The sequence below is a fragment of the Caulobacter sp. GSs2 genome (genome assembly GCF_058680895.1).
The window spans coordinates 2,914,611-2,935,541 of record NZ_CM178725.1 but is presented as its reverse complement, the minus strand read 5'-3'; the positions used below and the strand labels follow the sequence as shown (position 1 = coordinate 2,935,541).

The window sequence follows — 20,931 nt, the reverse complement described above, 5'->3', positions numbered from 1 at the left end:
TCCGTGATCTGGATCAATTTGGCGGCCTGACCGAGGACTAGTCTGTGAAGGCAACCCGTCGCCGCCTGGGAGCCGCCCCATGAAACACGCCGTCATCCTCGCCCACCCCAAGCCCGACAGCTTCTGCGCAACCATCGCCCGAACCTGCGTCGAGCATCTGCGCGCGACCGGTCACACCGTGCTGCTGCGCGATCTCTACGCTCTCGACTTCGACCCCCGCCTCAAGGCCACGGAACTGCCCTCGGCGTCGGGCGCACATCCGGCTGCCGACATCGTGGCCGAGCGCGCGCTGGTCGGCGATGTCGACAGCTTCATCTTCGTCTATCCGTTCTGGTTCAACGCCCCGCCCGCGATCCTGAAGGGCTATGTCGACCGGATGTTCAGCATGGGCTTTGGCTATGCGCCGGGCCTGGGCGGCACGGAATCGCTTCTGGACGACAAGACCCTGCTCAGCTTTTCAACCTCGGGCGCGCCCGAGGACTGGGTCAACGACACCGGCGCCCTGAAGGCCCTGATGACGGTGTTCGACCTGCACCTGTCAGGCGTTTGCGGTCTGCGGGTTCTCGACCACAAGCACTTCGGCTCGATCGTCTCGAACATCACCGAGGAGTCTCGCTCGGACGTCCTGCAAAGGGTCCGCGTCGGTCTGGACGACCTGTTCGCTCCAGCGACCGCCTAGCGTTCATGCCGAGCGATACCCCGAACCCCGGCGCCCCCGCGCCCGGGGCGAACAGTGACCGGCAGGAAGCCTCCGCATCCTATCGCCTGGCGGCCCTCGACCAGGACTTCCTGCTGGGCGACTCCATGCGCAGCGTCCGGTTCCTGCTGGAATTCGCCAAGGCTGACGAAGCCCTTCGCGCCTGGGGCGTGCGCTCGACCATCGTGGTCTTCGGCAGCGCCCGGGTGCGGGAGGATTCCCCCGGACGGCGCGGCGAATGGTATGCCCTGGCGCGGCGCTTTGGGCGCATCGTCTCCGAGCAGGGCCTGGCCACGCACGTGGAAGGCCAGCCGCGCGACAACGTCATCGCCACAGGCGGCGGTCCTGGCCTGATGGAGGCCGCCAATCGCGGCGCTTTCGACGTGGGCGCGCCATCAATCGGCTTCAACATCACCCTGCCGCGCGAGCAGCGACCCAACCCGTATTCGACGCCCGAACTGACCTTCCGGTTTCACTATTTCGCCATGCGCAAGATGCACCTGGCCATGCGCGCCAACGCCCTGGTGGTCTTTCCGGGCGGGTTTGGCACCTTCGACGAGCTGTTCGAGCTGCTGACCCTGCGCCAGACCCGCAAGTGCCCGCCCATCCCGATCGTGCTGGTCGACGAGGCCTACTGGCGCTCGGTGATCGCTTTCGACGCCCTGGTCGAGCACGGCATGATCGACCCGGCGGATCTGGATCTCTTCGCCTTCGCCGATACGGCGGAAGCGGCGTGGGCGCGGGTCCTGGCCGCCAGGCCGCCCGCTCCCTGAACCTTTGCGAAAAGGCGGCCGCGAGGCGGCCGCCTTCAATCGCCGGGGAGCCTTACAGCCCGCCCGCCCCGCCGAACTTGTGGGTCAGCTGCAGGTAGTAGCTGCGCCCGGTCGAGTCGAACCACGAGGTGTCATAGTAGGGATAGCCCGAATAGGTCGGGTCGCGCTGGGGGCCCTTGTCCAGCAGGTTGTCGACCGCCAGGCTGATCCGAGTGGTGTCGTTCAGGTCGTACTGGACGGTGGCGTTGTAGAGATAGCTCTCCTTGATCCAGCCATCCTCGGCATAGTTGGGCAAGCGCTCCAGGCGCTGGCCGTGAACGCCCAGGGTCAGGCGGTCCAGGGTCCAGTTGATCGAACCGGTGCTCTTGGAGCGCGGGATGTAGAAGCCGCTGTCATAGGCCAGCTGGTTCTCGATCGGATCGCCCGGATACTGCCGGCTGGTGTGCTTGTGCACCCAGGTATGGGTCAGGCCGAAATTGAACGTCCCGAAGCTTTCGGTCGGCCAGCGATAGTGGGCGGCCACGTCGACACCGGTGGTCTTTTCGGTGGCGACGTTGATCGGATTGATCGTCACGGTCGCGATGGCGCCGGGATTGATCGCCGCGGTCAGCGGGTTGCGGGCCACGCGGGCCAGGGCGTCGACGCAGGTCGGCGAGGACGCGCTGACCGCCGTGCCTGCGCTGGTCTTGCCCAGTCGGCAGTCGGCTTCCTGGCGCAGCACGCTGTCCAGGCTCATGTCGAGCACGGCGTTGTCGAGCTGCACGCGGAAATAGTCGACCGAGATGTCGAAGTTGCGGATCGGCGACCAGACTGCGCCATAGTTCAGCGACTTGGAGGTCTCCGGCTTCAGCTTGGCGTTGCCCAGGCGAACCTTCACCAGGCCCTCGCCCGCATAGCTGCAGTCGCCCACTTCCTCGTCGGGCTCCTCGCTGCGGCAGCGATAATAGTCCGTGCCTGAGGGGTGGCTGATGCCTTCCTTGGCGAAGACATAATGCAGGTCAGGGGCCCGGAAACCGGTGCCATAGGCGCCACGCACCAGCAGCGTCTTGACCGGCCGCCACTCAAGTCCGCCGTTGTAGGTGAACTTGTCGATGGAGTTGCCGCCGTACTTGTAGCCGTCATAACGGCCGGCCGTGCTCAGCTCCAGGCTCTTGAGCAGCGGGGCGCGGAACTCGTAGCCGGCGCCCCAGCGCTTGCGCGAGCCATCGCCGTCGGCGTCGCGCAGGCCGTAGTAGTAGTTCTGGGTGGCCAGGGGATCGAGGCCCAGCTTGTAGGACTGCTTACCAAGCTCGGCGACGGCCGCGAAGCCGACCGGGCCGGCGGGCAGGGTGAACAGGTCGGCCTTGTTGACCTGGAACGACACGCCCTGCTGGCGCGCGACCGGCTTGTAGGTGGTGCGCGCAGTGATCGAGTTGAACTCGGCGACCGTCAGCGGCCTGTAGAGACGGGCCGGATCGGCGTTGAAGATCGGATAGCCACTATCCTCATCGACGCCCAGCTGCGCGCCCAGGAACAGGGCCGTGGCCTTGGAGGTCACAACCTTGGGCCAGCTGATCGACGACTTGTACTGGCTGAAGTTATAGAAGGCCTCGTAGTCCCAGCCGCCGCCCAGCGAGCCCTTGACGCCCGGCGTGATGCTGAAGGTGCGCGAGACGTTCTTGATGTAGCCCTTGCTCAGGCCGCCCATTTCCTCAGGCGTGAAGTTGCGGTGCCACAGGTCCAGAGCGCCCGTGAACTGGTTGTAGAAAATGCCGTCTTCGCTGCCATTGGCGTCCTGGTATTCCCAGTTCAGCACATCCTGGAACTGGCGGGTGCGGCTGTAGCCGGCCGAGATGTCGGCGAAGAACGACAGGTCGTCGGTCTTGGCATAGTTCAGCGAGGCCACGACGTTGGCGCTCTTGCGTTCGCTGATGATGGTGCCGTAGCCGATCGAGCTGTAGCTGCCGCAATAATAGCCGGGCCCGTAGTCATCCAGGTCGGCGTCATAGTCGCCCCAGCCCGGACGGCTGGCGTATTCCACTGAGCCGCCGTTCAGCTTGCTGAGCGTGGCGCAGGTGGCGCGGCCTGGATCGATATAGACTTCAGCGTCAGGATCCATGCGCAGGAAGTCGCGGCGCGCGATACGGGCGCGAGCGGTCGGGGCGTCCTTGGTGCTGTCCTGGATGTCGCGGTCATAGGCCCAGAGTGGCTTCTGGTTGACGAACTCGCCGCCAATGACGAGGTCGAAGTCACCCTGCGAAAAGCCGCTGGAGACATTGACGCGCTGGCTGCTGGCGCCGCCGTGCTCAAGCCCGCCGAAGGTGACGTCGACGATCGTGCCGTCGGCCTTCTTCTTCAGATTGAAGTTCACAACGCCCGAGATGGCGTCCGAGCCATAGACGGCCGAGGCGCTGCCGCTGAGCACCTCGATGCGGTCGATCATGCCCAGCGGAATCGAGGAGGTGTCGGTGAAGGCGCTCTTGCCGTTGAACGGCAGGGGGAAGTCGGCGATGCGGCGACCGTTGACCAGCACCAGGGTATGATTGGGGCCCAGGCCGCGCAGGTCGACCTGCTGGGCGCCGGGCGTCCAGTCGGCGCCGCTGGACGACTGCTGGGTCTGGGTCTCGCCGCCGTTCTGGGTGAGGCTGCGCAGCACGTCCGGCACGCTGTTGAAGCCCGCGGCCTTGATGGCCTCGCTGGTGATGACGGTGACCGGGGCCGGGCCCTCGGTGGCGATCCGGGGAATGCGCGAGCCGGTGACGACCAGGGCCTCGACCGCTGTCTCGTCCGTCTGTGGGGTGGTTTGCGCAAGCGCCTGGCCGGTGATCATCAGGCCCGCCGCGCCGGCAAGGGCGCTGGCCCCAAGCAGATGCATCTTCATCATTATCCCCTCTTTTTTAGCGGCGCATCCATTCTCGTGGACAGGCCCGACGCCGGGTTGCACCCCAAGGTCCGCTCATGTTGGATTGCATTTCTCACAAATTGAAAGCCGAAAAGATCAAATTGTCAGATTTGGTGGACAGAATGTGTTCCACGTGCAGCTTTGATGCACAGCGCACGGATCTGCAGCGCTGGGTCCGGAAACAGGCTCGACCGGGGTCCAGTGCGCGTTTGGCCTCTGGACCTGGCGCCGCGCCCACGGCCAGGATCGCGACAGGCGAGGGATGGATATGATGCTGGCTAGACTTTCGGCGCTCGCGATGGCGGCGGCCCTGCTCCTTCCCCTGACCGCGCTTGCGGCCGATGCGCCCGCAAAGGGTCCCGACGCCGTCGGACCGGGCTACGAGTATTATGTGATCGGCGATATCACCGCCCCGACCCCGGGCAAGACCGGGCCGCTGCTGGCCCTGATGGGCGGCGGCGACTGGCCGCTGGAGGCCTTCCGTCAGTTCGTCAAGCAATCCGGCGGCGGCCACATCGTGGTGCTGCGAGCCCGCGGCGGCCGCGAACTGCAGGACGAGATCTACAAGGATGTCGGCGGCGTCGCCTCGGTCGAGACCCTGGTGATCCAGAACGAAGACGCCGGCGAGGATCCCAAACTGCTGGCCATCATCGCCCGCGCCGACGGGATCTTCTTCGGCGGCGGCGACCAGAGCAACTACATCCGCGCCTGGAAGGGCACGGCCCTGAACAAGGCGCTGGACGCCCACGTCAAGGCCGGCAAGCCGGTCGGCGGCACCAGCGCCGGCCTGGCGATCCTGGGCGGCTATTCGTACGGCTGCCTCGACTCGATCAGCATGACCTCGCCCGAGGCGCTGAAGAATCCCACCGCAGCCGGTGTCACCCTGGTGCGCGACTTCCTGCACCTGCCCTGGCTGTCGAAGGTCATCACCGACAGTCACTTCGACAAGCGCGATCGCCAGGGCCGCCTCGTGGCCTTTGTCGGTCGGCTGATCCAGGAAGAGAACGACCCGACGATCGCGGGCCTCGGCATCGACGAAGGCGCGGCGATGCTGATCGACGGCGACGGCGTGGGTCGGTTCTATGGCCCCGGTCACGCCTGGCTGGTGCGGCCGATGGCCCGGCCCGCCACGATCATCGCCGGCCAGCCGCTGACCTATGCGCCCTTCCCCATTGTCGGCGTGGGGCCGGAAAGCACGCTGGACTTCAAGACCTTCAAGGTGACGCAGCCGGCCTTTACCCTGACCGCCCAGGTCAAGGACGGCATGCTGATCCGCAGCGACCGCTGACCGCCAGTTCCCCGCCTTTTTCCGCCGGAACCCGCCTCCGGCCTGTCCAAGAGAGTTGCGATGACACCTTCCAAGATCCGCTCGCTCAGCCTGTCGATCCTGGCCCTGTGCGCGGCCTCGGCGCCGGTCATGGCGGCCGAGAGCAAGTGGTCTCTGGCCGTTCACGGGGGATCCGGCGTGCTGGAGAGCAGCGCCATGACGCCTGAGAAGGAAAAGGCCTATCGCGCCGGCCTGGACGCCGCTCTGGAGGCCGGCGCCAAGGTGCTGAAGTCCGGGGGCTCAAGCCTGGACGCGGTCGAGACGGTGGTGCGGACGCTGGAAGACAATCCGCTGTTCAACGCCGGCAAGGGCGCGGTCTTCACCGCCGAGGGCAAGAACGAGCTGGACGCCTCGATCATGGACGGCGCCACCCTGAAGGCCGGCGCGGTGGCCGGAGTCACGCGCACCAAAAACCCGATCAGCCTGGCTCGCGCGGTGATGGAGAAGTCCCCGCACGTCATGCTGACGCGCGAAGGCGCCGATCAGTTCTCGAAAGAGCAGGGCCTGGAGCAGGTCGATCCCAATTACTTCCGTACCGAGGAGCGCTGGAAGCAGCTGGAAGCCTGGCGCAAGGACCACCACGCCGTGCTCGATCCCACTCACCTGTTCGGCACTGTCGGCGCGGTGGCGCTGGACCAGGCCGGACATATCGCGGCCGCCACCTCGACAGGCGGCATGACCGGCAAGCGGTGGGCGCGGGTCGGCGATACGCCGATCATTGGGGCCGGCACCTATGCCCGCGACGGCGTCTGCGCGGTGTCGGCCACCGGATCGGGAGAGTACTTCATCCGCGAGACCGCCGCCCGGCAGGTCTGCGACCGCATCGCCTGGAAGGGCGAGGATGTTCAGACCGCTGCCGACCAGACCATGGCCTCGATCACCAGGATCGGCGGCGACGGCGGTCTGATCGCCATGGACGGCCAGGGCCGCCCGGCCTTCGGCATGAACGATCTGGGCATGTATCGGGGCGCGATCTCGTCGGCCCTGCCCACGCCGCGCACCGCGATCTACACCAAAGAGCCTTCACCGAAATGAGACTGATGGTCGGGACAGACTCAGGGAGGGGCCGATGAAGTCGGACGATCAGAACCTCGCCGAGGTCGATCGGCGGTTGCTGGCGATGCTGCGCGAGGACTCGCGTCAGCCGGTCACCAAGCTGGCCGCCGACCTTGGACTGACGCGGGCCAATGTCTATGCCCGGCTCAGCCGCCTGGAGCAGGATGGTGTCATCCAAGGCTACACCGTGCGCCTGGGCAGCGACTATGACCGCCGTCTGATCCGCGCCCAGGTGATGATCAAGGTCCAGCTGAAACTGGCCAAGATCACGGAGGACGAACTGGCGGCCATCGCCGAGCTGTCGGCCCTGCACGCCATCAGCGGCGAGTACGACCTGATCGCCCTGATCGAGGCCGAGACGGTCACCGAGCTGAACGCCCTGATCGACCGCATCGGCGCCCTGGACGGGGTCGAACGGACGACCTCCTCGATCCTGCTGGCGACCAAGATCCTGCGCTAAGGGCGCGCCGGCGAGCGTTTCTCTCGTGACATAACCCAAACACGGCGTTTTTCGAGGCCACTCCCAAACTAAACTCTCCGCGAAGAGTGAGGGAGTTCAGCCTTGATCGCCGTCGAGATCGCAAGTCCGGCCTTCCTGGGCGTCGCCGCCGACCGCGGAGACGCCGCCCTGCGAGCCCATGTGATGATCCAGGTCGCGCCGCGCGACGCCGCCGACGTCGGCGCGCGGCTGGCCGAGATGAGCGAGCTGACCGCCCTGCATCAGATCACCGGCGACTATGACCTGGTGGCCGTGGTCGAGGCCGGGCGGACCGTGGACCTCGAGCGGACCGTCGACCGGATCCAGGCCTTGGCCGGGGTGCGACACGCTCTGGCTTCGGTGATCCTGCCCCGCTCACCGGCCGCCCGGCCGTTTCACCCGACCTCCGGCGACTGATCCTCCCCGCTGCGGCGGGGACAATCGGTCTCGAACCCAACTGACGACGTCTACAACGAGGTGCTGTCGTGGAACTGCCCTATCCCTGCCTGATGTTCCTCGGAGACGTGGACCGGGTCAGCGCCAAGACCGCCTCGGGCGTCGCCCACTGGCGTCCCGACGCCTGCGTCGGCCAGCTTCGCCTGCCCGGCTGCGAGGCCGATCTGGGCCTACCCGACATGACGCCCAGGGCCGCCCACGCGGCCGGCGCCCGCTCGCTGCTGCTGGGCGTGGCCAATGCCGGCGGCTATATCCCGCCCCACTGGGAAGCCGTCCTGATCGAGGCGCTGGAGGCGGGGCTGGATCTTGTCTCAGGCCTGCATACCCGCATGGCCAGCCTGCCCAAGGTGCGCGAGACCGCCGAGCGCCTGGGCCGCCGGCTGATCGAGGCGCGCGAGCCGTCGCCGGAGTTCTGCGTGGTCGGAACAGGCGAAAAGCGCGCCGGCCTGCGCCTGCTGACCGTCGGCACCGACTGCGCCGTGGGCAAGATGTACGCGGCGCTGGCCATCACGAAAGAGCTCAAGGCGCGCGGCGCCGACGCCGACTTCCGGGCCACCGGCCAGACCGGTATCTTCATCGCGGGATCCGGCGCGCCCATCGACGCCATCATCTCCGACTTCGTCGCCGGCGCCGCCGAGCAACTGAGCCCCGCCGCCGCGCCCGACCACTGGGACGTCATCGAGGGCCAGGGCTCGCTGTTCCATCCAGCCTATGCCGGCGTGACCCTGGGGCTGCTGCACGGCAGCCAGCCGGACGCTCTGGTGCTGTGCCACGACGCCACCCGCACCGCCATCGACGGGCTGGAGACCTTCCCCACGCCGTCCCTGGCCGAGGCCATCGCCCTGAACCTGCGCCTGGCGTCCCTGACCAATCCTGCCGTTCGCATGGCCGGGATCTGCATCAACACCTCGCGCCTGACGCCCCAGGCGGCCGCCGACTATCTGCGCGAGACGGAGACCGCCCTAGGCCTGCCGTGCTGCGACCCCGTGCGGACCGGCGTGGCGGCCATCGTCGATGGCCTGCTGCTGACGGCGGAAGCGCGCTCGGACGCCGCCTGATGCGCCTGACCGCGCGGGTCGAGGCGCACGCCCTGACCGAGCCCTTCGTCATCGCCCGCCACGTCTATACCGAGGCCAATGTGCTTCACGTCGAGATCGCGGCGCGCGGCGCGATCGGACGGGGCGAGGCCGCTGGGGTCGACTATCTGGGCGACACGCCTCAGACGATGCTGTTGCAGGTGCAGGCCCTGGCGGTCGAGTTTGAAGCCGGCATGCTTTTGGACCGCGCATGCATCGCCGCCCGCCTGCCGCGTGGCGGCGCGCGCAACGCCGTCGATTGCGCGCTGTGGGACCTCGAGGCCAAGCTGACCGGCGTTCCTGTCGCGGTGCGGGCCGGTCTGGCGCCGCTGCGTCCCATCGAAACCTTCGTCACCCTGGGCATGGATACCCCCGCCGCCATGGCCGCCAAGGCCGCGCGCTGGGCCCCTGACTTCCCCTGCCTGAAGGTGAAGCTGGGCGATGCCCTTGACCTGGAGCGGCTGGAGGCGATCCGCGCCGCCGCGCCCCGCGCCCGCCTGATCGCAGACGCCAACCAGGGCTGGACCCTGGATCAGCTCAACGTCTACGCCCCCCGCCTTTCGGCCCTGGGGGTCGAACTGGTGGAACAGCCCCTGCCCGTCGGACAGGACGACGCCCTGCTGGACTATCGGGGCGAGGTGCCGCTCTGCGCCGACGAGTCGTTCGACGACCGCGCCGATCTCGACCGGATCGTCGGACGCTACGCCTTCTGCAACATCAAGCTGGACAAGTGCGGCGGCCTGACCGAGGCGCTGGCCTTGACCGAAGCGGCCCGCGCCCGGGGCCTTAGGCTGATGATCGGCTGCATGGAGGGCACCTCGCTGGGCATCGCGCCGGGCCTGCTGGTGGCCCAGGACTGCGAGATCGTCGACCTGGACTGCCCGATCCAGCTGGTGACCGACATCGAGCACGGCTTCGGCTATCGCGACGCGATCCTGCGCCCCCCCGCGGCGGCCCTGTGGGGCTAGTCGTCGAGGTCCTCGACCGTGGCCAGCAGCTTCGCGAGATCCAGCCCCGCCTCGCCCTTCAGCTTCTTGGTCACGGGAAAGGTCACATAGTCGAAGGGGACGGCCAAGGTGTCGAGCAACCCCTCCATGATGGTCTGATAATGCTCGATGCCGAAGGCCGCGACGGTGATCAGATAGTCGACATCGCCCAGCACAGCCTGGCAGGAGACGATATTCGGATGGGCCGCTATGCCGGTCTCGAAGGTCTTGGCCTTGGCGTAGGAAAAGTCGGTGAGCTTGATCTGCACCACGAAGGTCGAGAGCTTGGCCAGCCGGCCCAGATCCACCTCGGCATGATAGCCGCGAATGATCTTGGCCTTTTCCAGCTTCTTCATCCGCTCCCAGCAGCGCGACGCCGACAGGCCCACCGCCTCGCCCATCGCCGCCTTGGTCACCCGCCCTTGCCTGTGCAGCAGGGCCAGGATCTTGATGTCGATGCGGTCGATGTCCTTGCGCGGGTCGTTCGCGGTCATCCCGGGATCCTTGCTGAAGTCGCCGCCCTGCTTAGCGCAAACGAAGCGCGGGGTAAGGTCGTGATCGCCACGCCGCCCCTGAGATCCTGTCGCCGGCGCGGCGGGAAACGGCGAAAACCCTCGCCGCCGCGCGCTATTGTGAACACAGCACACCGGAAGGCCGAGACATGACGCGCAACCTGCACCGCCTCTCCATCGCTCTGGGCCTGTCCCTGCTGATGACCTCCACAGCCCTGGCCTCGACCCTGATTGTCGGCGCCCGCGTGGTGGACGGCACGGGCGCGCCGTCGCGGGCGGTCAGTGTTCGCCTGGACGGCGACCGTATCGTCGCCGTCGGGAAGCTGGCCAAGGCGCCGGGCGATACGGTGGTGGAAGCCAGAGGCCTGGTCCTGGCCCCCGGCTTCATCGACGCCCACAGCCATCATGACCGCCAGGCCGAGCAGACCCCCGACATGACCCCCCTCACCGCCCAGGGGGTGACCACCATCGTCGTGGGCGAGGATGGCGAGTCGTCGTTTCCGCTGAAGACCTATTTCGCCGGCCTGGAAAAGGCCCCGCTGGCCATCAATGTCGCCTCCTACACCGGCCACGGCTCCCTGCGCGAGCGGGCCATGGGATCGGACTACAAGCGCGCCGCGACGCCCGCCGAGATCGCGGCGATGCAGGCCGACCTGACCTCGGACCTCCAGGCCGGCTCGCTGGGCTTGTCGACGGGGCTAGAATACGACCCCGGCATCTTCTCGACCCCGGACGAGGTCATGGCGCTGGCCAAGACCGCCGCCGCCGGCCACGGCCGCTATATCAGCCACCTGCGCAGCGAGGACGTGAAGCTGGACGCGGCGATCGACGAGATCATCGCCATCGGCCGCGAGGCCAAACTGCCGGTCCAGATCTCGCACCTGAAGATCGCCATCGTCGACCGCTGGGGCCAGGCGCAGCAGATCCTGGCCAAGCTGGACGCCGCCCGCGCCCAGGGCGTGGACATCACCGCCGACGTCTATCCCTACGAATACTGGCAGAGCAATCTGGCGGTGCTGCTGCCGGAGCGCGACTTCAATGACCTGGCCGCCGCCCGCTTCGCCCTGACCAAGCTGACCACCCCGGCCGGCATGCGGCTGGCGGTGTTCGCGCCCGACCCGTCGCTGGTCGGTAAGACCATCGCCGACATCGCCGCCGAGCGGCAGGCCGATCCCGCCGAGACCTATCTGGCCCTGACCCGCCAGTCGGAGGCCTATCATCTGGCCCATCCCGAGGTTGATCGGGTCGACGCGGTGATCGGTACGGCCATGACTGAGGCCGATATCGACGCCTTCATCGGCTGGGACCATGCGGTGATCTGTTCGGACGGCATGACCCACGGCCTGCATCCGCGCGGCTTCGGGGCCTTTGCCCGGATCCTGCGGGTCTATGTGCGCGAGAAGCAGGCCCTGACCCTGGAACAGGCCGTCCACAAGATGACCGCCCAGACAGCCGCCCAACTGGGCATCGCCGAACGTGGGACCCTCATCCCGGGCGCTTTCGCCGACCTGGTTCTGCTGGATCCGGCGACCGTCGCCGACCGCTCCGACATCTCCCATCCCAACGCCCTGGCCACAGGGGTCGCCAAGGTCTGGGTCAATGGCGTGCTGGTGTTCCAGGATGGTCGCGCCACAGGCGCTCACCCCGGCGCAGTCGTCCGCAGGGCCGCGTCCTAACCGGGCGCGACAGCCGCCTTCACCCGCCGCCGCCGCCAGTCGTCGAAGCGGACCTTGCCCAGCCAGAACAGCATGATCGGCAGCGGCGACAGGGCGACAACGTACAGCAGAGCCGAGTCCTGCAGGGCCTCGGGAAACACCTGCTGCTGCCCGAGGAAGAACGACCCCGAGGCGATGAACAGCGAAAAGCACATCCGCCACAGGTGCCGCGCAATCCGCGAGACCCTGGACAGCTGCTTGCGCAGGAGCACATGCACTTCACCCGCGGCCGCGAAGGCCCCGGCGATCGTAAACAGGAAGAAGGCCTGCGGCGGCGAGCCGTCCACAGTGCCGCTGGGGCTGGCCGCGCCCATCCGCATGAAGATCACGCCAGCGGCGGTGATGGTAAGGGCGATGACCAGCCCGATGACCTCCGGCGCGCCGGCCTTCACCTCCCGCTGGCGGGCCGCCATCGCGCCACTGATCAGAAGGTACAGCGCCAGGACGCCGGCAACGAAGTTGGGCCGCTGCCCGGTTTCAAGGAACGGCGCCACGCCCGCGCCGATGGCATAGGCCGCGAACATCGCCGCAAAGAACACCGATCCCGCCGCACGGTGGACCCGCTGGCCCTTGCGCGCGGCCAGGGCGACGACGCCGGTGACCATCCCGATCGCGCCGCCGGTGATGTGCGCCCACAGCAGGGCGTTGGCCCCCAGATGCATCCAGGCCGGATCGCCGGGCCCTGCCTCCAGATTTTCCGCCAGGGCGATCGAAGGCAGCAGCGCGGCGGTGACGGCGAACAGGACGGGTGAGACAGGAAACCGGAGTGACATGGGCCCCTTTCTTGTCGATTAGCCCGGCGGGCGCCATGATCGAGCGTAGCGCGCGCATGATCGTTCGTAACACTAGGGGCCGCGCCGATGTCGCACCTGACCACGTCAGCAGGACTCGCCGCCGGCCTGATCGCCTTCGCTGTCCAGCGCGGCGCTGATCGCGCGGCGCTTCTGGCCCGGGCCGGCCTGAACCCCGCCGACCTGGAGGACCCCGACGGCCGCCTGGCGTTCGAGACCTATGTGGCCCTGATGCGCGCGGCCCAGGACCTGTGCGGCGATCCGGCGCTGGCGCTGCATTTCGGCGAGACTGTCGACCTGGCGGAGATGTCGATTGTCGGGCTAATCATGAACGCCTCGGCCACCATGGGTGAAGCCTTCGCCCAGATGCAGCGCTTCGGCCGGCTGACTCTGGAGACCGAAGGACTCAGCGACGGGCCGCGCTTCGCGCTGACCGCGCGCGACGGCCAACTGTGGATGGTCGACACGCGCGCTGATCCCAACGCTTTCCCCGAACTGACCGAAGGGGCCTTCGCCCGGCTGGTCTGCGGCCCGCGCCGCTTCCTGCCCGAGCCGCACGTGCTGGAGGTGCAGTTTACCCACCCGGCCCCGGCCTGGAGCGCCGAGTACGACCGCATTTTCCAGTGCCCGGTGACCTTCTCCAGCGGCTGGAACGCCCTGCGGCTCGACCCGCGCATCGCGACCTGGCCGGTGGCGCTTCAGCCGCGCTACGTGTTTGGCGTCCTGACCCGGTGCGCCGATGGCCTACTGCAGGAGCTCGAGGACCAGAAGACCGTCCGCGGCCGGGTCGAGGCCGTGCTGCTTCCGCTGCTACACGCCGGCGAAGTCGGCGCCGACGCCGTGGCCCGCGCCATGGGCTTCAGCCGCCAGACCCTGTTCCGCAAGCTCAAGGCCGAGGACGCCACCTACGAACAGGTGCTTGACGCCCTGCGCCACCGCATGGCGCTGCGCTACCTCACCGGCGCCAGAGCCTCGGTCAACGAGACCGCCTACCTCGTCGGCTTCTCCGAACCTGCCGCCTTCTCCCGCGCCTTCAAACGCTGGACCGGCAGGAGCCCTCGCGAGGCCCAGCTGGCGGGTATGACCGCCCCCGGCGATCTCCGGCCCTCCGTCTCGGCCGAACCTCAATTTAGGGCTGTTCCGCTATCGCCTCTTTGATGAGGTCCATGACGTCGGCGATGAGTTCTCGCATGGTCTCGGCCGCGGTGGCGGCATCGTGCGCCATGATCGCGTCCATTACAGCCTTGTGCGCCGGCAGGCTCGCGCTGCGTCCCCGGTAGCGATTGGTGAACTGGATGGAGGTCTGCAAAGCCGTGGCCACGACGTCGCGGAACTGAGCGTAGAACGGATTTCCAGAGGCTTCCAGAATCGCGATGTGGAAGGCGATGTCAGAACTGAGCGGATTGTCGAAGCCAGCTTCGGCCGCCTCCATCCGGGCATATCCGAGCCTAATCAACTCCCGGCCCGAGGGACTGGCAGCCTGAGCCGCCAGCGCAGCGGCGCCGGGCTCGATGCTCAGTCGCAGTTCGGTGAACTGGCGCAGCAGGCTCAGCGAGAACTTCCGCTCCAGCAACCAGCGCAGCACGTCAGTGTCGAACCAGTTCCAGGCCGATGGCGGGGTGATGATGGTGCCTTGCCGGGGACGTGCGGTCAGCAGGCCCTTGGCGGCCAGCATCTTGACCGCCTCGCGCGTTACGGAACGGCTGACGGCGTGTTCCTTGGAAAGCTCGGCCTCGATCGGGAACGGCCGGCCGTCATAGGCTCCCGTGACGATCATGCGCCCCAACACGTCCAGAAGACCGAAGGTCAGGTTGCGCCCTAACGCCGAGCGGGATTCCAGCGGGTCGTTAGCTTTCATGGAATCACTGCTGTCAAATTTGGCTGGAGCTCGCAACAGATAGTTGCCCTGCGCCAAGAGCTTGACCAGTCAAGAATTCGCAGCGGCGACCATGCGCAGCCCCGCCAGGACGCAGGCCTCGCCGCTCAAGGCCACGATCGGCAGGTCGCGATCTCTAAGGCAGGCGAGACTGGGGGCCTCGAGCACACCGGTGCGCGAACCCGCCATGCCGCAAAGCGCCCCGCCGCTCGAACGGTTGGAGTTCGGCTATCGCCGCCAAGCAAGCCGATATCGCTTTCATTCGCGGCGACCCGGGCTACGCTTCCTCCTGGCAATGCGTCCATATTTAAAGATTAATATGATAAACAGTTTGACGATCAGGCGACGCTCGACATAGCTAGGCTGATGTAACCCGGCGAACGCTGGGCGCTGCTTTATTGGGAGCCATCCGATGCGGTCTTGCCCGCGCTGCGCCAGATACTCGGCGGATCGTCGATGACGGCTGAACGATTCGGAGAGCTCAGTGTCGGCGCGGGGCCGACCAGGATCGCGCGGATCGAGACGTTCATCGTGCCCCCGCGCTGGCTGTTCGTCCGGGTCGAGACCCAGGACGGCGCCGTAGGCTGGGGGGAGGCGAGCCTCGAGGGGCACGCCGAAGCCGTGGATGGCGCCTTCGCTTCGCTGCGCGAGCGCTTCATCGGCGCCGATGCCGACAATATCGAGGACATCTGGCAGGTGGCCTATCGCGGCGGTTTCTACCGTGGCGGACCGGTGCTGATGTCGGCCCTGTCGGGCCTGGATCAGGCGCTGTGGGACCTCAAAGGGCGACGCCTGGGCGTGCCCGTCTGGCAACTGCTTGGCGGTCGCGTTCGCGACCGGGTTCCGGTCTATGCCTGGATCGGCGGCGATCGTCCCGACGAGGTCGTCGAGGCGGCCCAGGCCCGACTGGCCCAAGGCTTTAAGGCCGTAAAGATGAACGCCACCGGCGAGATGGGGTGGCTCGACAGCGCGCAAGCGTTCGATGACGCGCTGGAGCGCGTGGCCGCAGTCAAGGCGCAGGGCCTTGATGTGGCGGTGGACTTCCACGGCCGCCTGCACAAGCCGATGGCCAAGCAACTGATCGCGGCGCTAGAGCCGCTGCGGCCGCTGTTCATCGAGGAGCCGTTGCTCTCGGAGAATGTCGAGGCCATCGTCCAGCTGTCGCGCCTCACCAGCCTGCCGATCGCCCTTGGGGAACGGCTCTACAGCCGCTGGGATTTCAAGCCCTTCCTGGAAGCGGCGGCCGTGGACGTGATCCAGCCTGACCTGAGCCACGCGGGTGGCCTTTCCGAGTGCAAGCGTATCGCCGCCATGGCCGAGGCCTATGACGTGGGCGTGGCGCCGCACTGCCCGCTGGGGCCCATGGCCTTGGCGGCCTGCATGCAGCTGGCCCTGACCACGCCCAACTTCGTGATCCAGGAGATGTCCCTGGGCATCCACTACAACGTCGGACACGACCTGCTCAGCTACATGCGCAACCCCGAGGTGTTCGAGGTGCGTGACGGCATGGTCGCCGCTCTGCAAGGCCCGGGCCTTGGCGTCGAGATCGACGAAGACATGGTGCGCGAAGCGGCCAAGGACGCGCCTTCGTGGCGCAACCCGATCTGGCGGGGCCAAGACGGCAGCTTCCGCGAGTGGTGACTGCGGGCAGACGGTTCACGATTGCGGAGTCGTTGTTACCGGCGACTTGAGCGGCATCGGCCTGGCTTCGGATGACGCCCGGCTCGTCAATGGCGTCGCTCTGGACGTCGACGACGGTCGTCTGGCCAAGCCATAGCCCAAGCCTCTAGGGCTGGGGTTCGGTCAGCGAGATGACGGCGGCGACGGCGCGGCGCCAGCCCTGGATCCGGGCCGTGCCGGCGGCCTTGTCCATCCGGCGCGAGAAGGTGCGGTCCAGTCGCCAGAAATCGTCGCTCGCCAGCGCGTCATCAGACCCACGTCGGGCCAGCCAAGCCGCGCCAAGGGCGGTCGCCTCACGGACTTGCGGCCGATCGATCGTCTTGTCGAGGATGTCGGCAAGGTACTGAAGCATCCAGTCCGAGGCGCTCATGCCGCCGTCGACGCGCAGCCGGATCGACCACGCCGCATGGGTATCCTCGGCGACCATGGCCTCGATCAGGTCGCGAGTCTGAAAGCACACGCTCTCCAGCGCAGCGCGGACCAGGTCGTTGGGACCGGTGGCGCGGGTCAGGCCGAAGATCGCGCCGCGCGCGTCCGGCCGCCAGTCGGGTGCAGCAAGGCCGACGAAGGCCGGCACCATGTAGAGCCCTGGATCGGCAGCGGCCTGGCTGGCCATCGCGTCGGCGTTCTCGGCCTTGGCGAGCACGCCCAGCCCGTCGCGCAGCCACTGCAGCGCGGCCCCCGCAATGAAGATCGACCCCTCCAGCGCATAGGTTCGCTGGCCATCCAGTTGGTAGGCGATGGTCGTCAGCAAGCGATGGCGCGACACCACTGGACGCTGGCCGGTGTTGAGCAGGACAAAGCATCCCGTGCCGTAGGTCGCCTTGACCATGCCCGGCGAGAAGCAAGCCTGTCCCACCAGCGCGGCTTGTTGATCGCCCGCCACACCTCGGATCGGGATCGCGGCGCCCAGCAAGTTGGGCTGGGTTTCGCCAAAGTCGCCGGCGCTGTCGCGAACCTCGGGCAGGAGCGCGGCCGGGACGTGGAAAAGCGCCAGCAAGGTCTCGTCCCAGACGCCCGTATGGATGTTCAGGAGCTGGGTGCGCGAGGCGTTGGTAGCGTCGGTGGCGTGCACCGCCCCGCCGGTCAGCCGCCAGAGCAGAAAGCTATCGACCGTGCCGCAGGCCAGTTCGCCGGCCTCGGCACGCGCGCGCGCGCCGGGCACGTTGTCGAGGATCCAGGCAATCTTCGTCGCCGAGAAATAAGGATCAATCAGAAGGCCCGACCGCCTGGCGATCTCCGGTTCGTGCCCGTCGGCGCGAAGGCGCTCGCAGAGGTCGGCGGTGCGGCGGTCCTGCCAGACAATGGCGTTGTGGATCGGCAAGCCGGTGGCCCGGTCCCAGATCACCACGGTCTCGCGCTGGTTGGTCAGGCCGATGGCCGAGACCGCATCCGGCGCTGTTCCGGTCTTGGCCAGCACCTCGCGGGCGACCTCCAGCACCGAAGACCAGAGATCCTCCGGGTCATGCTCGACCCATCCCGAGCCCGGGAAATGCTGGGGAAACTCGCGCTGCGCCGTGGCGATGATCTCGAGCCGAGGCGAGAACAGGATGGCGCGCGACGAGGTGGTGCCCTGATCGATGACGAGAATAGGCTTGGTCATGGTCAGAGGTTGCTGGCGGTCCGCATGAACAGATCGAGCCCAGCCGTCTGATCGGCGTCGAGGCGAAGTCCCAGCTTGCTCCTGCGCCACAGAACGTCCTCGGCCTTGCGAGCCCACTCGACGGCGATCAGGTAGCGCACTTCGCGCTCGTAGAGATCGGCCCCGAAATGCTGGCCGAGGTCCGCAAGGCTGCTGGCGTCGCCGAGCATATCGGTGATCCGCGAGCCATAGGCCTTGGCCATCCGACGGAGCGTAAGCGGCTTCAGGAAGGGATAGGGCCTGGCGAGACCGGCGATGAACGCGTCCAGGTCCTGGCCCGACAGGTCGCCGCCCGGCAGGGGTGACGCGCGGGTCCAGGCCGGACCCAGGTCGACGCCCATGTGGGGCCCGATCTCATTCAGAACCGCCTCGCTCAGCCGGCGATAGGTTGTGATCTTGCCGCCAAACACGCTGAGGCCTGGCGGGGCGCCCTTGGGGGCGTCGAGGCTCAGCACATAGTCGCGCGTGGCTTCCTGGGCATCGGAGGCGCCGTCGTCCAGCAAAGGGCGGACGCCGGCGTAGCGCCAGACGACGTCGGCGGGCTGGATCGGAGCCTTGAAATACTCGCTGGCCGCCGCGCAGAGGTAGGCGACCTCCTCGTCGGTGGCGGTGACGTCCTTGGGATCGCCGTGATGGTCCGCGTCGGTGGTGCCGATCAGGGTGAAGTCGTGCTCATAGGGGATGGCAAAGATGATCCGGCCGTCGCCGTTCTGGAAGATGTAGGCCCTGTCGTGGTCGAACAGCTTGCGCGTGACGATGTGACTGCCTCGCACCAGCCGCACGCCGGCCGGCGCCGTCAGGCCCGAAAGTCCGACCAGCCGCTCGACCCAGGGGCCGGCGGCGTTGACGAGGGCGCGAGCGCTGACGGTGATTGTTTCGCCTGCCGCCGTCGTCGCCGTGACGCGCCAATGATCCGCCAAGCGATCGACCGCGATGACCCGCGCGCCCGTATGGATCGTCGCCCCGCGCTCGGCGGCGTCCAACGCATTGAGGGCGACGAGGCGGGCGTCATCGACCCAGCAGTCGGAGTATTCGAAGGCATGGGTGAAGCGCGGATCCAGCGGCGCGCCGGCCGGATCGCGTCGCAGGTCAAGGCTGCGGGTCGCGGGCAGCCGCTTGCGGCCACCCAGATGGTCATACAGGAAGAGGCCCACGCGCAGCATCCAGCGGGGCCGCAGGCCCTTGTGATGCGGCAGGATAAACCGCAGCGGCTGGATGAGGTGGGGGGCTATTGCCCACAACACCTCGCGCTCCATCAGCGACTCTCTGACCAGCCGGAACTTGTATTGCTCAAGATAGCGCAGGCCGCCGTGGATCAACTTGGTCGAGGCCGACGAGGTCGCGCCAGCCAGGTCGCCCTGCTCGAACAGCACCACTGCGGCGCCGCGCCCGGCCGCGTCTCGGGCCACGCCACAGCCGTTGACGCCGCCGCCGATGACCACGAGGTCATGAAGGATATCCGTGGTCATCGTCTCACTATCTTCCGAGAGGCTTACTGAACGCGCGTCCGTCGGCAGGCCTCAGGCGGCGGCTGCCTTGCGAGCGAAGATGAACTCGGCCTTTCTGCCGAAGACCCAGCGGTTGAGGGTCAGCGAGAAGGCGACCGTCGTCCAAAGGGTGATGAACATCATGTGGATGTAGTGCAGGGGCGCCCAGCCGAAGCTGAAGATCGCATAGAGGCACACGCCGAACACCAGACCGGCGATCGCCGCGCGGGCGTCGACATTGCGGAACAGCAGGCCAACGATGAACACCGACAGCACAGGCATGCTGGTCAGGCCGTTCAACTTCTGCACTAGGTTGATGATGCTGTCGGCGTCGTCATAGACCGGCACCAATACCAGCGAGAGCACCACGAAACCGATGCTGGCCCACATGCTCAGGCGCGGCACATTGGGCTTGGGGTCGATGTACTTTTCGTGGATGTCGCAGACATAGAGCGCCGCCGAAGAGTTCAGCACGCTGGCGAAGTGGGCCACCACCGCCGAGGCGATGGCCGCAGCGAAGATGCCCGACATCCAGTTGGGCAGAACGTGCCAGACGATCTTGCCATAGGCCGCATCGCCCAGATGCCCGAACAGCTTGTAAGAGACGATGCCGGGGATCACCACCATCGGCGGGACAATCAGCAGGCGAACGACGGTTGCGGCGAACACGCCTTTCTGGGCTTCCTTCAGGTTCGGCGCGGCCATGGCGCGCTGGGTGATCGTCTGGTTGGTCGACCAGTAGAACATCTGGATGAAGATCATCCCGGTCAGAAGGGTGTGCCATGGGATCGGGGAGTCATTGCCGCCGATCAAGCTCAGGCGCTCGGGCGGGATGCCGCTGAAGTCGAAGCCGATAGCCTGCAACGACAGGAAGACCACCAGCATGCACATCGCGAGCAGGAGTATGCCGCTGTAGGTGTCGGTCACGGCCACGGCGCGCAGCCCGCCGAAGATTGCGTAGAGCGAGCCGGCGACGGCGAAGACGGCGGCCAGCACGATGATCGGGATCTCCAGCCCGAACATAGACTTCATCATCAGCGCGCCGGTGTAGAGCGTGATCGGCTGATAGATGACGAGGTTGCCGACCAGAAAGATGGTGGCGATCGTCGAACGGATGCCGGCGTGACCGTATTTCTTCTCCAGAAGCTCGGTGACCGTCGTGCAGTTGTTCCGATAGTAGATGGGCAGGAACACCCAGGCCAGGATGCTGAGACCGACGACGGCCGACAGCTCCCACCAGACCAGCAGGGCCATCTGGTTGCCGTTCATTCCCACCAGTTGATCGGTGCTGAGATTGGTGATCGTGATTGAACCGGCGACGAAGATCCAGGACAGACCGCCCCCCGCCAGGAAGAACTCCCTGTTGCCGCCCTCAGCGCCGCGCCCCTGCCCCCGGCATTTCAGATAGGTGATCAGGCCGATCAAGGCGGTGAGCCCCATCGCGATCCAGGCTTGCGTCATTTGCAGGTGCATGGCTTGGGCGTTTCCGTTGTTTTCG

Annotated in this window: 18 protein-coding genes and 1 pseudogene; 11 read left to right on the top strand and 8 right to left on the bottom strand. The window is 67.1% G+C overall.

Translation table 11 applies throughout. The features are described 5' to 3' along the window. Positions 1-79: 79 nt before the first annotated feature. Both ACW17Z_RS14320 and ACW17Z_RS14315 read left to right on the top strand, forming a co-directional pair. A complete protein-coding gene (locus tag ACW17Z_RS14320) occupies positions 80-679 on the top strand; it encodes an NAD(P)H-dependent oxidoreductase (RefSeq protein WP_492056487.1) in 600 nt (199 codons plus the stop codon). Between the two features lie 5 nt (positions 680-684). Then, the gene (locus tag ACW17Z_RS14315) at positions 685-1,470 is read left to right on the top strand and encodes an LOG family protein (protein ID WP_492056485.1); all 786 of its coding nucleotides are present in this window, start codon (positions 685-687) and stop codon (positions 1,468-1,470) included. 52 nt (positions 1,471-1,522) lie between these two features. Here the strand turns inward: ACW17Z_RS14315 and ACW17Z_RS14310 are convergent, their stop codons facing one another. Further along, positions 1,523-4,330, bottom strand: a complete 2,808-nt coding sequence (locus ACW17Z_RS14310; RefSeq protein WP_419318689.1) for a TonB-dependent receptor plug domain-containing protein — start codon at positions 4,328-4,330, stop codon at positions 1,523-1,525. Between the two features lie 292 nt (positions 4,331-4,622). Here ACW17Z_RS14310 and ACW17Z_RS14305 point away from each other — a divergent pair, with 292 nt between their 5' ends. The 6 genes from ACW17Z_RS14305 (at position 4,623) to ACW17Z_RS14280 (ending at position 9,712) form a co-directional block, all read left to right on the top strand. Continuing rightward, the gene (locus ACW17Z_RS14305; RefSeq protein WP_492056484.1) at positions 4,623-5,639 is read left to right on the top strand and encodes a cyanophycinase; all 1,017 of its coding nucleotides are present in this window, start codon (positions 4,623-4,625) and stop codon (positions 5,637-5,639) included. A gap of 60 nt (positions 5,640-5,699) precedes the next feature. Further along, the gene (locus ACW17Z_RS14300) at positions 5,700-6,713 is read left to right on the top strand and encodes an isoaspartyl peptidase/L-asparaginase family protein (protein WP_492056483.1); all 1,014 of its coding nucleotides are present in this window, start codon (positions 5,700-5,702) and stop codon (positions 6,711-6,713) included. A 34-nt stretch (positions 6,714-6,747) separates the two neighbouring features. Then, the gene (locus tag ACW17Z_RS14295; protein WP_492056482.1) at positions 6,748-7,194 is read left to right on the top strand and encodes an Lrp/AsnC family transcriptional regulator; all 447 of its coding nucleotides are present in this window, start codon (positions 6,748-6,750) and stop codon (positions 7,192-7,194) included. Between the two features lie 102 nt (positions 7,195-7,296). Next, positions 7,297-7,629, top strand: a complete 333-nt coding sequence (locus tag ACW17Z_RS14290) for an Lrp/AsnC family transcriptional regulator (RefSeq protein ID WP_419318697.1) — start codon at positions 7,297-7,299, stop codon at positions 7,627-7,629. 68 nt (positions 7,630-7,697) lie between these two features. Further along, positions 7,698-8,726, top strand: a complete 1,029-nt coding sequence (locus ACW17Z_RS14285) for an N-acetyltransferase DgcN family protein (RefSeq protein WP_419318699.1) — start codon at positions 7,698-7,700, stop codon at positions 8,724-8,726. Next, positions 8,726-9,712 (top strand): dipeptide epimerase, encoded by a 987-nt coding sequence (locus ACW17Z_RS14280; RefSeq protein ID WP_419318701.1) that lies wholly within the window; start codon positions 8,726-8,728, stop codon positions 9,710-9,712. The genes ACW17Z_RS14285 and ACW17Z_RS14280 overlap by 1 nt, the downstream gene beginning before the upstream one ends. On the opposite strand, the gene ACW17Z_RS14275 is transcribed toward ACW17Z_RS14280, so the two are convergent. Next, positions 9,709-10,224: an Lrp/AsnC family transcriptional regulator gene (locus tag ACW17Z_RS14275; RefSeq protein ID WP_419318703.1), complete on the bottom strand. Its 516-nt coding sequence runs from the start codon at positions 10,222-10,224 to the stop codon at positions 9,709-9,711. The genes ACW17Z_RS14280 and ACW17Z_RS14275 overlap by 4 nt on opposite strands. Before the next feature lie 167 nt (positions 10,225-10,391). On the opposite strand from ACW17Z_RS14275, the gene ACW17Z_RS14270 reads away from it, so the two are divergent. After that, a complete protein-coding gene (locus tag ACW17Z_RS14270; RefSeq protein WP_492056481.1) occupies positions 10,392-11,918 on the top strand; it encodes an N-acyl-D-amino-acid deacylase family protein in 1,527 nt (508 codons plus the stop codon). Here ACW17Z_RS14270 and ACW17Z_RS14265 read toward each other — a convergent pair. After that, entirely contained in the window at positions 11,915-12,730 is an 816-nt protein-coding gene (locus ACW17Z_RS14265; RefSeq protein ID WP_492056480.1) for a hypothetical protein, read from the bottom strand. The genes ACW17Z_RS14270 and ACW17Z_RS14265 overlap by 4 nt on opposite strands. A gap of 87 nt (positions 12,731-12,817) precedes the next feature. Between ACW17Z_RS14265 and ACW17Z_RS14260 the strand changes: the two are divergent. Further along, a pseudogene (locus ACW17Z_RS14260) lies at positions 12,818-13,819 on the top strand (AraC family transcriptional regulator); the annotation flags it as partial. A gap of 58 nt (positions 13,820-13,877) precedes the next feature. Here ACW17Z_RS14260 and ACW17Z_RS14255 read toward each other — a convergent pair. Together ACW17Z_RS14255 and ACW17Z_RS14250 are read right to left on the bottom strand one after the other, a co-directional pair. Further along, positions 13,878-14,606, bottom strand: coding sequence for a FadR/GntR family transcriptional regulator (locus ACW17Z_RS14255; protein WP_492056479.1), 729 nt, complete (start codon positions 14,604-14,606; stop codon positions 13,878-13,880). Between the two features lie 69 nt (positions 14,607-14,675). Continuing rightward, a complete protein-coding gene (locus tag ACW17Z_RS14250) occupies positions 14,676-14,813 on the bottom strand; it encodes a hypothetical protein (protein ID WP_419318711.1) in 138 nt (45 codons plus the stop codon). A gap of 267 nt (positions 14,814-15,080) precedes the next feature. On the opposite strand from ACW17Z_RS14250, the gene dgoD reads away from it, so the two are divergent. Then, the gene (dgoD, locus tag ACW17Z_RS14245) at positions 15,081-16,265 is read left to right on the top strand and encodes a galactonate dehydratase (RefSeq protein WP_419318713.1); all 1,185 of its coding nucleotides are present in this window, start codon (positions 15,081-15,083) and stop codon (positions 16,263-16,265) included. A gap of 145 nt (positions 16,266-16,410) precedes the next feature. Here dgoD and glpK read toward each other — a convergent pair whose 3' ends face one another. Genes glpK through ACW17Z_RS14230 form a run of 3 tightly spaced genes read right to left on the bottom strand, consistent with a single transcriptional unit; the run spans position 16,411 to position 20,906 of the window. Continuing rightward, a complete protein-coding gene (gene glpK / locus ACW17Z_RS14240) occupies positions 16,411-17,907 on the bottom strand; it encodes a glycerol kinase GlpK (RefSeq protein WP_492056478.1) in 1,497 nt (498 codons plus the stop codon). 2 nt (positions 17,908-17,909) lie between these two features. Continuing rightward, positions 17,910-19,415 (bottom strand): glycerol-3-phosphate dehydrogenase, encoded by a 1,506-nt coding sequence (gene glpD / locus ACW17Z_RS14235; RefSeq protein ID WP_419318717.1) that lies wholly within the window; start codon positions 19,413-19,415, stop codon positions 17,910-17,912. A 51-nt stretch (positions 19,416-19,466) separates the two neighbouring features. Next, positions 19,467-20,906: an SLC5 family protein gene (locus ACW17Z_RS14230; protein ID WP_492056477.1), complete on the bottom strand. Its 1,440-nt coding sequence runs from the start codon at positions 20,904-20,906 to the stop codon at positions 19,467-19,469. Positions 20,907-20,931: the final 25 nt, after the last annotated feature.

Bases quoted from the DNA above. Each gene is read 5' to 3' on its own strand.
- ACW17Z_RS14265 (WP_492056480.1), bottom strand. From the start codon at position 12,730: ATGTCACTCCGGTTTCCTGTCTCACCCGTCCTGTTCGCCGTCACCGCC.
- glpK (WP_492056478.1), bottom strand. From the start codon at position 17,907: ATGACCAAGCCTATTCTCGTCATCGATCAGGGCACCACCTCGTCGCGC.
- ACW17Z_RS14295 (WP_492056482.1), top strand. From the start codon at position 6,748: ATGAAGTCGGACGATCAGAACCTCGCCGAGGTCGATCGGCGGTTGCTG.
- ACW17Z_RS14275 (WP_419318703.1), bottom strand. From the start codon at position 10,224: ATGACCGCGAACGACCCGCGCAAGGACATCGACCGCATCGACATCAAG.
- ACW17Z_RS14315 (WP_492056485.1), top strand. From the start codon at position 685: ATGCCGAGCGATACCCCGAACCCCGGCGCCCCCGCGCCCGGGGCGAAC.
- ACW17Z_RS14255 (WP_492056479.1), bottom strand. From the start codon at position 14,606: ATGAAAGCTAACGACCCGCTGGAATCCCGCTCGGCGTTAGGGCGCAAC.
- ACW17Z_RS14305 (WP_492056484.1), top strand. From the start codon at position 4,623: ATGCTGGCTAGACTTTCGGCGCTCGCGATGGCGGCGGCCCTGCTCCTT.
- ACW17Z_RS14320 (WP_492056487.1), top strand. From the start codon at position 80: ATGAAACACGCCGTCATCCTCGCCCACCCCAAGCCCGACAGCTTCTGC.
- ACW17Z_RS14280 (WP_419318701.1), top strand. From the start codon at position 8,726: ATGCGCCTGACCGCGCGGGTCGAGGCGCACGCCCTGACCGAGCCCTTC.
- ACW17Z_RS14270 (WP_492056481.1), top strand. From the start codon at position 10,392: ATGACGCGCAACCTGCACCGCCTCTCCATCGCTCTGGGCCTGTCCCTG.
- ACW17Z_RS14250 (WP_419318711.1), bottom strand. From the start codon at position 14,813: ATGGCGGGTTCGCGCACCGGTGTGCTCGAGGCCCCCAGTCTCGCCTGC.
- dgoD (WP_419318713.1), top strand. From the start codon at position 15,081: ATGACGGCTGAACGATTCGGAGAGCTCAGTGTCGGCGCGGGGCCGACC.
- ACW17Z_RS14230 (WP_492056477.1), bottom strand. From the start codon at position 20,906: ATGCACCTGCAAATGACGCAAGCCTGGATCGCGATGGGGCTCACCGCC.
- ACW17Z_RS14310 (WP_419318689.1), bottom strand. From the start codon at position 4,330: ATGAAGATGCATCTGCTTGGGGCCAGCGCCCTTGCCGGCGCGGCGGGC.
- ACW17Z_RS14300 (WP_492056483.1), top strand. From the start codon at position 5,700: ATGACACCTTCCAAGATCCGCTCGCTCAGCCTGTCGATCCTGGCCCTG.
- glpD (WP_419318717.1), bottom strand. From the start codon at position 19,415: ATGACCACGGATATCCTTCATGACCTCGTGGTCATCGGCGGCGGCGTC.